Source organism: Pseudomonas sp. S1_G07 (assembly GCF_054668565.1).
The window spans coordinates 1,668,657-1,681,843 of sequence record NZ_CP162778.1; the positions used below are offsets into that span (position 1 = coordinate 1,668,657).

The 13,187-nt window shown below is 61.0% G+C and carries 11 protein-coding genes; 8 read left to right on the plus strand and 3 right to left on the minus strand.

The features are described from left to right. Positions 1-59: 59 nt before the first annotated feature. The 3 genes from nadE to AB4O05_RS07590 all read right to left on the minus strand — a co-directional run bounded on the left by nadE (position 60) and on the right by AB4O05_RS07590 (position 3,131). Entirely contained in the window at positions 60-887 is an 828-nt protein-coding gene (nadE, locus tag AB4O05_RS07580; RefSeq protein ID WP_460131855.1) for an ammonia-dependent NAD(+) synthetase, read from the minus strand. A gap of 3 nt (positions 888-890) precedes the next feature. Beyond that, positions 891-2,105, minus strand: coding sequence for a nicotinate phosphoribosyltransferase (pncB, locus tag AB4O05_RS07585; RefSeq protein ID WP_065900159.1), 1,215 nt, complete (start codon positions 2,103-2,105; stop codon positions 891-893). A 135-nt stretch (positions 2,106-2,240) separates the two neighbouring features. Next, positions 2,241-3,131 (minus strand): LysR family transcriptional regulator, encoded by an 891-nt coding sequence (locus tag AB4O05_RS07590; RefSeq protein WP_460131854.1) that lies wholly within the window; start codon positions 3,129-3,131, stop codon positions 2,241-2,243. 154 nt (positions 3,132-3,285) lie between these two features. Between AB4O05_RS07590 and amaB the strand changes: the two genes are divergently transcribed. The 8 genes from amaB (at position 3,286) to AB4O05_RS07630 (ending at position 13,182) form a co-directional block, all read left to right on the plus strand. Next, positions 3,286-4,776 (plus strand): L-piperidine-6-carboxylate dehydrogenase, encoded by a 1,491-nt coding sequence (amaB, locus tag AB4O05_RS07595; RefSeq protein WP_460131852.1) that lies wholly within the window; start codon positions 3,286-3,288, stop codon positions 4,774-4,776. Positions 4,777-4,917: 141 nt separating this feature from the next. Beyond that, positions 4,918-6,201: an L-pipecolate oxidase gene (amaA, locus tag AB4O05_RS07600; protein WP_460131851.1), complete on the plus strand. Its 1,284-nt coding sequence runs from the start codon at positions 4,918-4,920 to the stop codon at positions 6,199-6,201. A 374-nt stretch (positions 6,202-6,575) separates the two neighbouring features. After that, positions 6,576-7,712 carry a branched-chain amino acid ABC transporter substrate-binding protein gene (locus AB4O05_RS07605; protein WP_460131849.1) on the plus strand — a complete coding sequence of 379 codons (1,137 nt, stop codon included), beginning with the start codon at positions 6,576-6,578 and terminating at the stop codon, positions 7,710-7,712. Positions 7,713-7,915: 203 nt separating this feature from the next. Beyond that, positions 7,916-8,830 (plus strand): ABC transporter permease subunit, encoded by a 915-nt coding sequence (locus AB4O05_RS07610; protein WP_090400844.1) that lies wholly within the window; start codon positions 7,916-7,918, stop codon positions 8,828-8,830. A gap of 2 nt (positions 8,831-8,832) precedes the next feature. After that, a complete protein-coding gene (gene livM / locus AB4O05_RS07615) occupies positions 8,833-10,110 on the plus strand; it encodes a high-affinity branched-chain amino acid ABC transporter permease LivM (RefSeq protein ID WP_460131848.1) in 1,278 nt (425 codons plus the stop codon). Continuing rightward, the gene (locus AB4O05_RS07620; RefSeq protein ID WP_460131846.1) at positions 10,107-10,982 is read left to right on the plus strand and encodes an ABC transporter ATP-binding protein; all 876 of its coding nucleotides are present in this window, start codon (positions 10,107-10,109) and stop codon (positions 10,980-10,982) included. The genes livM and AB4O05_RS07620 overlap by 4 nt, the downstream gene beginning before the upstream one ends. Beyond that, positions 10,979-11,695, plus strand: coding sequence for an ABC transporter ATP-binding protein (locus AB4O05_RS07625; protein ID WP_034117470.1), 717 nt, complete (start codon positions 10,979-10,981; stop codon positions 11,693-11,695). Before AB4O05_RS07620 ends, AB4O05_RS07625 begins: the two co-directional genes overlap by 4 nt. Before the next feature lie 722 nt (positions 11,696-12,417). Beyond that, complete coding sequence (locus AB4O05_RS07630) at positions 12,418-13,182, plus strand: SDR family oxidoreductase (protein ID WP_460131844.1); 765 nt, start codon at positions 12,418-12,420, stop codon at positions 13,180-13,182. The last annotated feature ends 5 nt before the right edge of the window (positions 13,183-13,187 follow it).

The following is a 13,187-nucleotide window of genomic DNA, read 5'->3' on the forward strand; positions in this document are numbered from 1 at the left end:
ATCCAGAATGCCCGCGTTATCGTTGACGATCTTCGCGAGCAAGCTCGCTCCTACAGGCCTCACGGCGCAAATGGCATCACTCGCTTGTGCTCGGTCTTGCGATACGTTTCGCAGATAATCCTGAATGCTTCCTCACGCACCGGCTCACCGTGCAGGAAGGCATCGATCTCGGCATAGGTCACGCCATGTGACGCTTCGTCCGGCTTGCCTGGCGACAGGTCTTCCAGGTCGGCGGTCGGAACCTTCTCCACCAGCGACTCCGGCGCGCCAAAGTGCCGTGCAATCGCGCGTACCTGGTTTTTCACCAGCCCGCTCAGCGGTGCCAGGTCACAGGCGCCATCGCCGAACTTGGTGAAAAAGCCCATCACCGCTTCCGCCGCATGGTCGGTTCCGATCACCAGGCCCCCCGCCGCGCCAGCGATGGTGTACTGCGCGACCATGCGCATGCGCGCCTTGGTGTTGCCCAGCACGAAATCGCGCGACACTGCGGCCTTGCCTTCAAACGCCGCCACTTCATTGGCCAGGGATTTCACCGCCGGGCCGATGTTCACGGTGTGGCGCTCGTCCGGGTCGATAAAGTCCACCGACGCCTGGGCGTCGATCTCGTCGAACTGGGTTTCGTAAGGCAGGCGCACGGCGATGAATTTATACGCCTCATCACCGCTGCTGGCGCGCAGTTCGCGCATCGCGCGCTGGGCCAACAGGCCGGCGGTGAGGGAGTCGACACCGCCGCTGATGCCCAGCACCAATGCCTTGAGCCCCGAATGACGCAGGCAGTCCTGGATAAAGGCCACGCGCCGGGCAACCTCGGCCTCCAGGGCGGCCTGGTCTTTGAATGGCGCTTGCACCTTGAGCTGCTGCGCAATCTCACGCTGTACGGCTTGCATGATTCACTCCTTGCTGGATAGGGCAGGTACTTTGAAAACGTGACGCAAATAAGCGACGAAATTCGGGTCGGTGCAGTGGGTCTTGCCCGCTTCATCGGAGATCTTCGCGACGGGCTGGCCATTGCACGCGGTCATTTTAAGCACGATGCTCATCGGTTCCACCCCTGGAATATCACAGGTCAGGTTGGTGCCGATGCCAAAGCTCACATTAATGCGACCGCGCAACGCGCGGAAAATCTCCAGGGCCTTGGGCAGCGACAGGCTGTCGGAGAACACCAGGGTTTTGCTCATCGGCTCGATACCGAGCTTGTGGTAGTGGGCGATGGCTTTCTCGGCCCATTGCACGGGGTCGCCGGAGTCGTGGCGCAGGCCATCGAACAGCTTGGCGAAGTACAAATCGAAATCGCCCAGGAACGCGTCGGTGGTGATGCAGTCGGTCAGGGCGATACCCAGCAGGCCTCGGTATTCGCGTACCCAGCAGTCGAGGGCGGCGATCTGGCTGTCGATCAGGCGTGGACCGAGTTGCTGGTGGGCCATGATCCACTCATGGGCCATGGTGCCCAGCGGCTTCATATCGAACTCACGGGCCAGGTGTACGTTGCTGGTGCCGACAAAACGTCCGGGGAAGTCGTGCTTGAGCACGCTGACCACTTCTTCCTGCACCCGGTACGAGAAGCGTCGACGCGTGCCGAAGTCGGCCACTTGCAGCTCCGACAGTTCATCGCTGCTGGCATTCGCCGTCAGCCAGTCGAACTTGCGATACAACTGTTCGCGGGCCTGTTCGAGGATCACGGTCTGGTAACGGTAGCGGTTACGCACCTCGCTGACGATGGCCAGCATCGGCACTTCAAACAGGATCACATGCAGCCACGGCCCGCGCAGGCGGATAAACAACTCGCCGTTCTCGATGCCGGTCTGCACATAACGCAGGTTGAAACGGAACAGCCCCAGAAAGCGCAAAAAATCCGGCTTCATAAAGCTGATGCGTTCCAGGAACCCCAACTGGTCCGGGCTCAGGCTCAACTCGGCGAGGCGCTCGATCTGGTAGCGGATCTCCGCCAGGTACGGGCGAAGGTCTTCACTGTTACGGCAACGGAACTCCCATTCAACTTCCACATTGGGGTAGTTGTGCAGCACCGCCTGCATCATGGTCAGCTTGTAGAAGTCGGTGTCGAGCAGGTTCTGCACGATGCGATCGGCAAACACACTCTCGCTCATAACGGGAATCTCCAGACGGCACGGTGATGGGCGCCGGCCTTTACGCACAATTAAGGAAGGGCGCTAGTGGCGCATAGACCTGTAGGGTTTTGCCAGTGATTTTTTCAGTGAGCCCACTGGCACCATCGCAGACGCTTAAAGAACCTGTTCCATCATCCACTTCACAAAGTCCCGCACCTTGGGCACCTCCGCCGAATGCTCGGGGTAGGCCAGGTAATACGCATCCTGGCTTGGCATCGCGTGCTGCCAGGGGATCACCAGCTTACCCTCGGCCAACTCCTCTGCCACCAGAAACCGCGGCAACAACGCCACGCCACAGCCCACCTGCGCCGCCCGAATACACATATAAAAGGTGTCGAAACGCGGCCCGTGATAGCTGTGCTCGGTGTGATAACCCTGGTCGGCGAACCAGTCATGCCAGCCCTGGGGCCGCGAGGCGTTTTGCAGCAGCACCAGGTCGCTCAATTGCGTGGGGTCGGTGAACGGCTGCGCGGGCAGGCTTTCCGGCGCGCACACTGGCACCAGTTCTTCGCTGAACAGCTTCAGGCTCTCGGTGCCCGGGCGCGAGCCCTGGCCGAAGTAGAAGGCCATGTCGGCCTTGCCTTGCAGCAGTTCATCCGGCTCCTGTTCGTTGCACAGGTCCAGGTGGATCTGCGGATGACGCAAGCGCCAGCCCTTGAGGCGTGGCACCAGCCAGCGCGCGCCAAAGGTGTAGGGCGTGGACACGCGCAGTACTTCGGTCTCGCCACCGTACGAACGCAGGTAGTGGGTAGACATCTCCACCTGCGTGAGGATCTTGCGCACCTCCACCAGGTACAAATCGCCCGCCGGGGTCATCTGCAGGCGCCGACGCACACGGCGAAACAGCAGGTGTTGCAGCAATTCCTCCAACTGCGCCACCTGCTTGCTCACCGCGCTTTGCGTGAGGTTCAGCTCCTCGGCGGCGCGGGTGAAGCTCAGGTGACGGGTGGCGGCTTCGAAACACTGCAGGGCGGTGATCGAGGGCAAATGTCTTTTGTTCAGCACGGCATGCCTCTTTTTATGCTTTGCATGAATAAACGGAATGATATCTCGCCTAATCGTCGTTTGTTGGCAAGTCTTGGGCCAGCTACAAATAAGGCCTGGATCGCCGTGCGTGCTGCGGTGCGATTTTTTTGTGTGCAGATTGAAGGAGTGACCCATGGTTGCCGCATTGCTTGATCGTCTCGGGGTGAACCCGGCGCTGTACCAGGCGGGCAAACAGCCCGTGCATTCGCCGATTGATGGCAGCCGTATCGGCAGTGTGCACTGGGAAGGTGCCGCCGAGGTGGAGCAACAGGTCAGTCGCGCCGAGCATGCATTCGAGGCCTGGCGCAAGGTACCGGCACCACGTCGCGGCGAGTTGGTGCGCCAGTTTGGCGACGTGCTGCGCGAGTACAAGGCCGACCTCGGCGAGCTGGTGTCCTGGGAAGCCGGCAAGATCACTCAGGAAGGCCTGGGTGAAGTGCAGGAAATGATCGACATCTGCGACTTCGCCGTCGGCCTGTCGCGCCAGTTGTACGGCTTGACCATCGCCTCCGAGCGTCCCGGCCACCACATGCGTGAAACCTGGCACCCGCTGGGCGTGGTCGGCGTGATCAGCGCCTTCAACTTCCCGGTCGCGGTCTGGGCGTGGAACACCGCCCTGGCCCTGGTGTGCGGCAACGCGGTGATCTGGAAACCTTCGGAAAAGACCCCACTCACCGCCCTGGCCTGCCAGGCGCTGTTCGAGCGCGTGCTGAACACATTCAACGACGCCCCCGAATACCTCAGCCAAGTGATCATCGGCGGCCGCGACGCCGGCGCCGCGCTGGTGGATGACCCGCGTGTCGCGCTGATCAGCGCCACCGGCAGCACCCGCATGGGCCGCGAGGTGGCGCCGAAAGTCGCCGCGCGTTTCGCCCGCAGCATCCTCGAACTGGGCGGCAACAACGCGATGATCCTCGGCCCGAGCGCCGACCTGGACATGGCCGTGCGCGCCATTCTGTTCAGCGCTGTCGGCACCGCCGGCCAGCGTTGCACCACCCTGCGTCGCCTGATCGCCCACGAGTCGGTCAAGGCAGAGATCGTCACGCGCCTCAAGGCCGCTTATTCCAAAGTGCGCATCGGCCACCCGCTGGAAGGCAACCTGATCGGCCCGTTGATCGACAAGCATGGCTTCGACGCGATGCAGGATGCGCTGGAGCAGGCCTTGAGCGAAGGCGGCAAGGTGTTTGGCGGCAAGCGCCAGTTGGAAGACACCTTCCCTAATGCCTACTACGTGTCGCCGGCGATTGTGGAAATGCCGGAGCAAAGCGACGTGGTGTGCACCGAAACCTTCGCGCCGATCCTCTACGTGGTCGGCTACACCGACTTCGCCGAAGCCCTGCGCCTGAACAACGCCGTGCCGCAAGGCCTGTCGTCGTGCATCTTCACCACCGACGTGCGCGAGGCCGAGCAGTTCATGTCGGCGGTGGGCAGCGACTGTGGCATTGCCAACGTCAATATCGGCCCAAGCGGTGCCGAGATTGGCGGCGCGTTTGGCGGTGAGAAAGAGACCGGCGGCGGGCGCGAATCGGGTTCGGATGCGTGGCGCGGGTACATGCGTCGCCAGACCAACACGGTGAACTACTCGCTGGAGCTGCCGCTGGCCCAGGGCATCACCTTCGACTGATGATCGTTCCCACGCTCCGCGTGGGCATGCATCCTGTGACGCTCCGCGTCACGACCTAAAGGCGGACGCGGAGCGTCCAGGGCTACATTCCCACGCAGAGCGTGGGAACGATCAGTGGTGAGTTCATCCCGGAGTCTGGCAATGGCACTACGCGAAACATGTTTGTGGGAACACCTCACCCCCTCCCGGCCGGATCGTGCCGCGCTCAAGGGCGAGGTCAAGGTGGATGTGTGCGTGATCGGGGCCGGCATCACCGGCTTGTCGGCGGCCATTCATTTGCTGGAACAGGGTAAAAGCGTCGCCGTGCTGGAAGCCCATCGCACCGGTCATGGTGGTTCGGGGCGCAATGTGGGGCTGGTGAACGCCGGCCTTTGGATTCCTCCCGATGACATCGAAGCCGGTTTCGGCGAAGCGGTGGGCAGCCAGCTCAATCGCATGTTGGGCGCGGCACCGTCGCTGGTGTTCAGCCTGATCGACAAATACCACATCGATTGCCAATTGCGCCGCGAGGGTACGTTGCACATGGCGCACAACGCCCGTGGCGAGGCGGACTTGCGCAGTCGTGAAGAACAATGGAAGCGCCGTGGCGCACCGGTCGAGCTGCTTACCGGCCAGGCCTGCGAGCACGCCACCGGTACCAAAAAAATTGCTGCCGCCTTGCTGGATCGGCGTGCGGGCACCTTGAATCCGATGGCCTACACCAGTGGCCTGGCGCATGCTGCGGTCGGGCTGGGCGGGCAACTGTTCGACCATTCCCCGGTCACCCGATTGGAACGCCAAGGCGCGCAATGGTCGGTGCAGACCGAGAACGGTGCCGTGCAGGCTGCACAGGTCGTGATCGCCTCCAATGCCTACACCGAAGGTGAATGGACCGAACTGCGGCGTAACTTTTTCCCCGGTTATTACTATCAGGTTGCGTCGGCCCCGCTGACCGATGAGGCCGCCCGCCAGATTCTTCCCGGCGGCCAGGGATCGTGGGACACGCGCCAGGTATTGAGCAGCATTCGCCGCGATGCCGAGGGTCGCCTGTTGCTCGGTAGCCTGGGCAACGGCAGCCAGAAACCGGCCTGGTTCCTCAAGGCGTGGGCCGATCGGGTGCAGCAGCATTACTTCCCGTACCTCAAATCGGTGCAGTGGGAATACACCTGGACCGGCTGCATTGCCTTCACCCCCGATCACTTGATGCGCCTGTTCGAACCGGCGCCCGGGCTTGTGGCTGTTACCGGTTATAACGGGCGCGGCGTGACCACCGGTAGCGTGGTGGGCAAGGCGTTTGCCGACTACTTATGTCACCGGAATCCCCAGGCGTTGCCGATTCCCTTCACACCAATGCAGCCATTGGCCGGCGTGGGCCTGCGCAGTTGCCTGTATGAGGCGGGATTCTCGCTGTATCACGCCGGGCAATGCTTGAGGATCGTGATCTGATCACCGAAATACCACTCAAAAGCCTGCATTTTCTTAGCCGGCTATTAATCTGTATTGGTGCAAGTCGTAGCATTCCCGCACTGTAAATGTGCAGTTCCGTTACGTGCCTTGTAACACGTGTAGGAAGAGTCCTTTAACCAGCCGGTTCTCGGTGCGACCCATCAGGGTTGTACTTTTTTTGGCTTCGGGTTGCACCTTGGGGCGCTAGAGGGTTGCACGTACTGGCAAGCGGAGGCGAAAGGCCTGCAATAACAATGACACCGTGTCTTTTTGAAGAATAAAAACGTAATGGCACGCCGCTTGCTCTGAGCTTTCAGTGAAAGGTTTGAACGCAAGTTGTCGTGCCAAAAATCAAAAATATCGGAGCGCCACTCATGTCCCAGACGTTTTACAAGAAAGGTTTTCTGGCCCTCGCCGTTGCAACGGCGCTGGGTGTTTCTACGTTTGTTCAAGCTGATGTGAAGATTGGCGTAGCGGGGCCCATGACGGGCGCCAACGCGTCGTTCGGTGAGCAGTACATGAAGGGTGCCCAGGCGGCAGTCGATGTGATCAACAAGGCCGGCGGTATCAACGGTGAGCAGATCAAGCTGATCCCCGGTGACGATGCCTGCGAACCCAAGCAGGCCGTGGCCGTGGCCAACCGCCTGGCGGACCAGGACAAGGTGATCGGTGTGGTCGGGCACTTCTGCTCGTCCAACACCATCCCGGCGTCCGAGGTTTACGACGAAGCGGGCATCATCACCATCACCCCAGGCTCCACCAACCCACAAGTGACCGAGCGCGACCTGGGCGCCATGTTCCGCATGTGCGGCCGTGACGACCAGCAGGGCATTGTCGCCGGCGATTACATCGTCGATGTGCTCAAGGGCAAGAAAGTCGCGGTGATCAACGACAAGGACACCTACGGCAAAGGCCTGGCCGACGCCACCGCTGCTCAGTTGACCAAGCGCGGCGTCAAGCCGGTGCTGGAAGAAGGCCTCACCCGTGGCGAGAAAGACTTCAGCGCCCTGGTCACCAAAATCCGCTCACTGGGCGCCGACGTCGTGTACTTCGGCGGCCTGCATCCGGAAGCCGGCCCGCTGGTTCGCCAGATTCGTGAAGCCGGCCTCAAAGACGTCAAGTTCATGTCCGATGACGGCATCGTCACCGATGAGCTGGTTGCTACCGCCGGTGGCAAGCAGTACGTCGATGGCGTGTACATGACCTTCGGCGCCGACCCGCGCATGCTGCCGGACAGCAAGGCAGTGGTGGAAGAGTTCCGCAAGGCCGGCTACGAGCCTGAAGGCTATACCTTGTATGCCTATGCTTCCATGCAGGCGCTGGCTGCCGGCTTCAATGGTGCCAAGTCCAACAAGGGCGAAGACGCCGCCAAGTGGCTCAAGGCCCACCCGGTGCAGACCGTGATGGGCAAGAAGGAATGGGACGGCAAGGGCGACTTGAAAGTCTCCGACTACGTGGTTTACCAGTGGGACAAGGACGGCAAATACCACCAGTTGGAAAAACAGAAGTAATCCGAACTGACTGCGACCCCTGTAGGAGCGAGCTTGCTCGCGAAGAATATTAACGGTGACGCGGGCATCCTGAATGCCCGCGTCGTTCTCGGATTTTTCGCGAGCAAGCTCGCTCCTACACGGGGTGTCGCTAAGCCTCTGTTTTCCTCCAGAAGCGCCGCACACCTCCCGGTGTGCAGGTGCTCACCGCGTGAGATTGCGTTATGGATGGTATTTTCCTGCAGCAACTGGTCAACGGCCTGACCCTCGGGTCGGTCTATGGCCTGATCGCCATCGGCTACACAATGGTCTATGGCATCATTGGCATGATCAACTTCGCCCACGGCGAGGTTTATATGATTTCCGCTTACCTCGCGGCGATCAGTCTGGCACTGCTGGCTTACTTCGGCATCGAATCCTTCCCGCTGCTCATACTCGGCACCTTGATCTTCACCGTGGTCGTCACCGGCGTGTACGGTTGGGTCATCGAGCGTGTCGCCTACAAACCGCTGCGCAACTCCACCCGACTGGCTCCGCTGATCAGCGCCATCGGGATCTCCCTGATCCTGCAGAACTACGCACAGATCGCCCAGGGCGCCAAGCAACAAGGCATTCCGACCCTGCTGGCCGGAGCCTGGCGTGTCGATATCGGCAGCGGCTTCGTACAGCTCACGTACACCAAAATATTCATCCTGGTCGCCGCGTTCGCGGGCATGGCCTTGCTGACCTACATCATCAAATACACCAAGCTCGGCCGCATGTGCCGCGCCACCCAGCAAGACCGCAAGATGGCCTCGATCCTGGGGATCAACACCGACCGCGTGATCTCCTACGTGTTTGTCATCGGTGCCGCCATGGCGGCCCTGGCCGGTGTGCTGATCACCCTCAACTACGGCACCTTCGACTTCTATGCCGGCTTCATCATCGGCATCAAGGCGTTTACCGCAGCGGTACTCGGCGGCATCGGTTCCCTGCCTGGGGCGATGCTCGGCGGGATCATCCTCGGTATCTCCGAGTCGTTGTTCTCGGGGTTGATCAACTCTGACTACAAAGACGTGTTCAGTTTCTCCCTGCTGGTGGTGATTCTGATTTTCCGTCCCCAGGGCCTGCTTGGTCGCCCACTCGTGGCGAAGGTGTAAACATGTCTGCTGCCAAACCTATCGATATCAAGAAAAGTGTGGTCGATACGATCCTTGCCGGGCTGATTTCGCTGATCGTGTTCGGCCCGATTGTCGGCGTGGTGCTCGACGGCTACAGCTTCAATCTGGAACCGGCCCGCGTGGGCCTGTTGGTCGCCATCGTGATGGCCGGCCGTTTTGCCATGAGCCTGTTCCTGCAAACCCCCAAGGGCGTGAAGGTCCTGCAGGGTTTCGAAACCAGTGGCTCCGGCGTGCACGTGCTGGCGCCGGACTACAAATCGCGGCTGCGCTGGATCATCCCGGCGCTGATCGTGATTGCCATCGTGTTCCCGATCTTCGCCAACAAGTACCTGCTCACCGTGGTGATCCTCGGTCTGATCTACGTACTGCTGGGCCTGGGCCTGAACATCGTGGTCGGCCTGGCCGGCCTGCTCGACCTGGGTTACGTGGCGTTCTACGCCATCGGTGCCTATGGCCTGGCGCTGGGTTATCAATACCTGGGCCTGGGGTTCTGGACGGTGTTGCCGTTGGCGGCCATCGCGGCTGCTTTAGCGGGGTGCATACTCGGCTTCCCGGTGTTGCGAATGCACGGTGACTACCTGGCCATCGTGACCCTGGGCTTCGGCGAAATCATCCGCCTGGTGCTCAACAACTGGCTGTCGTTCACCGGTGGCCCGAACGGCATGCCGGTGCCTTCGCCGACCTTCCTCGGCCTGGAGTTCGGCAGGCGCGCGAAGGATGGCGGGGTTCCGTTCCACGAGTTCTTCGGCCTCGATTACAACCCCAACATCAAGTTCATATTCATCTACGTCGTGCTGTTCCTGGTGGTACTGGCCGTGCTGTACATCAAGCACCGCCTGACGCGCATGCCGGTCGGCCGCGCCTGGGAAGCCTTGCGCGAAGATGAGATCGCCTGCCGCTCCATGGGCCTGAACCACGTACTGGTCAAGCTCTCGGCCTTCACCATCGGTGCGTCTACGGCTGGCCTGGCCGGGGTGTTTTTTGCCAGCTACCAGGGCTTTGTCAACCCGTCGTCGTTCACCTTCTTCGAGTCGGCGCTGATCCTGGCCATCGTGGTATTGGGCGGCATGGGCTCGACGGTCGGCGTGGTGATTGCGGCGTTCGTCTTGACCGTCGCCCCGGAACTGCTGCGCAGCTTCTCCGAATACCGCGTGCTGCTGTTTGGCGTGCTGATGGTGGTGATGATGATCTGGCGACCACGTGGCCTGATCCGGATCAGCCGTACCGGTGTGACACCACGCAAGGGGGTAGCGCCATGAGCAAGGAAGTCGTCCTGTCCGTGGAACACCTGATGATGCACTTTGGTGGCATCAAGGCCTTGAGCGATGTGAGCCTCAAGGTCGAACGCAACTCGATCTTCGCCCTGATCGGCCCCAACGGCGCCGGCAAGACCACCGTGTTCAACTGCCTCACCGGCTTCTACAAAGCCAGCGGCGGCAAGATCGAACTCAATATTCGCGGCAAACAGACCGATGTGATCCAACTGCTCGGCGAGCGCTTCAAAGCGGTCGACTTCGTGTCGCCAAAAAGCTTTTTCAGCCGCTTGTACTACAAGATGTTCGGCGGCACCCACCTGGTCAACCGTGCCGGCCTGGCGCGCACGTTCCAGAACATTCGCCTGTTCAAGGAAATGTCGGTGCTGGAAAACCTGCTGGTGGCCCAGCACATGTGGGTCAACCGCAACATGCTGGCCGGCATCCTCAATACCAAGGGCTATCGCAAGGCCGAAAGCGATGCGCTCGACCATGCGTTCTACTGGCTCGAAGTGGTGGACCTGGTCGACTGCGCCAACCGCCTGGCCGGTGAGCTTTCCTATGGCCAGCAGCGCCGCCTGGAAATCGCCCGTGCCATGTGCACGCGGCCGCAGATCATCTGCCTGGACGAACCGGCAGCCGGCCTCAACCCTCAGGAAACCGAAGCCCTCAGCGCGATGATTCGCCTGCTGCGCGACGAACACGACCTCACGGTGGTGCTGATCGAACACGACATGGGCATGGTGATGAGTATTTCCGACCACATCGTGGTGCTGGACCACGGCAACGTGATCGCCGAGGGCGGGCCGGACGCGATCCGCAGCGACCCGAAAGTGATCGCCGCCTATCTGGGCGCTGACGAAGAGGAGCTTGTATGAGCGGGCCTATCCTCGAAATGAAGGACCTGGACGTGTTCTACGGCCCGATCCAGGCGCTGAAAAAAGTCTCGCTGCACATCAACGAAGGCGAAACCGTGAGCCTGATCGGCTCTAACGGCGCGGGCAAGTCCACGCTGCTGATGTCGATCTTCGGCCAGCCACGGGCCGAGTCTGGGCAGATCCTCTATAACGGCGTCGACATTACCCACAAGTCCTCCCACTACATCGCCTCCAACGGCATTGCGCAGTCGCCGGAAGGGCGACGGGTGTTCCCCGACATGACCGTTGAGGAAAACCTGCTGATGGGCACCATCCCGATCGGTGACAAGTTTGCCAGCGAGGACATGCAACGCATGTTCGAGCTATTCCCGCGGCTCAAGGAGCGACGTAACCAGCGGGCCATGACCATGTCCGGTGGCGAGCAGCAAATGCTCGCCATCGCCCGCGCGCTGATGAGTCGGCCCAAGCTGTTGCTGCTGGACGAACCGAGCCTGGGTTTGGCGCCGATTGTGGTGAAGCAGATCTTCTCGACCCTGCGCGAACTGGCCTCCACCGGGATGACCATCTTCCTGGTGGAACAGAATGCCAACCACGCGCTGCGCCTGTCGGATCGCGCGTATGTGATGGTCAACGGCGAGATTCGCCTGACGGGCACCGGCAAGGAATTGCTGGTGAATGAGGAAGTGCGCAACGCCTACCTCGGCGGGCATTAGCCATACGCTTGAACCTGTAGGAACTAGGCGTCCCCCTCGCTCCTACAGGTGTTTTGGGGTATCCACAAGCGTCCCGCCAAATTGTGGAAAACAAATCCAGCCGCCCTCCAAAGCGCGACATATAGCCGCCGCAAATCCCTGTTTTGTCACAGTTTTGACTTGTCCCCATCCGCTGTGGAACCGGCTGTGGGTAACGTGGGAGTAGCTGGCTGAAAGCCTTTAAAACCGTGGGTTACAGCGTGGCGGTTGTTTTTTGAGCAGCGACTTTTTCACGGCTTGAGCAAGGGTTTGTCAACCTGTTTAAAGACACAGGTATATGACCGCAATATGTCCGCGACGCCTGTGGATAAGTCTGTGACTAAACTCTGGAAAGACGGCCGCAGAGGCCGGAATGACTGGCCTGGAGCCATCGTCTGGTTTTCCCCTCTGTCGAAGGCCCTACATACGCCCCGGCCAAGGTCAAGCAAAAAACTTTCTAAAAGCGCTTGGAGGCCTTGTGAATAGCGGGCTGGGCTGTTTTGCAGTTGCCCCCAAAGACTGTGGGCGCAGTTGTGGATAACCTGCGTGCATATGGCTGCAGGCCACGGTTTATATAGCGTTGCTCGTTGTGGTTGAAAAATGATCAGCAGGCTGCGCACGGCTGTGTGCTTAGCGGTTGCCGCGACGGCGGCGTACGGGCATTCTGCTGGCTGTTTTTTTCCGATGCCCGCAAGGAGAACACCATGTCCAACACGCTGTTTATTACTGGCGCAACCTCAGGTTTCGGCGAGGCCTGCGCCCGCCGGTTTGCCGAAGCCGGCTGGAAACTGGTGCTCACCGGTCGTCGCGCCGAGCGCTTGAATGCTCTGGTAGCCGAGCTTTCCAAACAGACCGAAGTGCACGGCCTGGTAGTGGACGTGCGCGACCGCAAGGGCATGGAACACGCGATTGCCAACCTGCCGCCGTCGTTCGCCACCCTGCACGGCCTGATCAACAATGCCGGCCTGGCCGTGGGCACCGACCCGGCGCCCAAGTGCAGCCTCGACGACTGGGAAACCATGGTCGACACCAACATCAAGGGCCTGCTGACCACCACCAGCCTGCTGCTGCCGCGCCTGATTGCCCATGGCCGTGGTGCCGGCATCATCAACCTGGGCTCCATTGCCGGCAGCTATCCGTACCCGGGCAGCCATGTGTATGGCGGCTCCAAGGCGTTCGTGAAGCAGTTCTCGCTGAACCTGCGGTGCGACCTGCAAGGTACCGGCGTGCGTGTGACCAACATCGAGCCGGGCTTGTGTGAAAGCGAGTTCTCCCTGGTGCGCTTCGGCGGTGACCAGGCGCGCTACGACGCCACCTACGCCGGCGCCGAGCCGATCCAGCCGCAGGACATTGCCGACACGATCTTCTGGGTGATGAACACCCCGGCGCACGTCAACATCAACCGCCTGGAACTGATGCCGGTGAGCCAGACCTGGGCGGGGTTTGCGATTGAGCGTGGGGCCAAGTAAGGCCC

Excerpts from the sequence above, each read along its gene's own strand:
- AB4O05_RS07630 (WP_460131844.1), top strand. The coding sequence starts at position 12,418 with ATGTCCAACACGCTGTTTATTACTGGCGCAACCTCAGGTTTCGGCGAG.
- livM (WP_460131848.1), top strand. The coding sequence starts at position 8,833 with ATGTCTGCTGCCAAACCTATCGATATCAAGAAAAGTGTGGTCGATACG.
- pncB (WP_065900159.1), bottom strand. The coding sequence starts at position 2,105 with ATGAGCGAGAGTGTGTTTGCCGATCGCATCGTGCAGAACCTGCTCGAC.
- AB4O05_RS07625 (WP_034117470.1), top strand. The coding sequence starts at position 10,979 with ATGAGCGGGCCTATCCTCGAAATGAAGGACCTGGACGTGTTCTACGGC.
- AB4O05_RS07610 (WP_090400844.1), top strand. The coding sequence starts at position 7,916 with ATGGATGGTATTTTCCTGCAGCAACTGGTCAACGGCCTGACCCTCGGG.
- AB4O05_RS07620 (WP_460131846.1), top strand. The coding sequence starts at position 10,107 with ATGAGCAAGGAAGTCGTCCTGTCCGTGGAACACCTGATGATGCACTTT.
- AB4O05_RS07605 (WP_460131849.1), top strand. The coding sequence starts at position 6,576 with ATGTCCCAGACGTTTTACAAGAAAGGTTTTCTGGCCCTCGCCGTTGCA.
- nadE (WP_460131855.1), bottom strand. The coding sequence starts at position 887 with ATGCAAGCCGTACAGCGTGAGATTGCGCAGCAGCTCAAGGTGCAAGCG.
- amaA (WP_460131851.1), top strand. The coding sequence starts at position 4,918 with ATGGCACTACGCGAAACATGTTTGTGGGAACACCTCACCCCCTCCCGG.
- amaB (WP_460131852.1), top strand. The coding sequence starts at position 3,286 with ATGGTTGCCGCATTGCTTGATCGTCTCGGGGTGAACCCGGCGCTGTAC.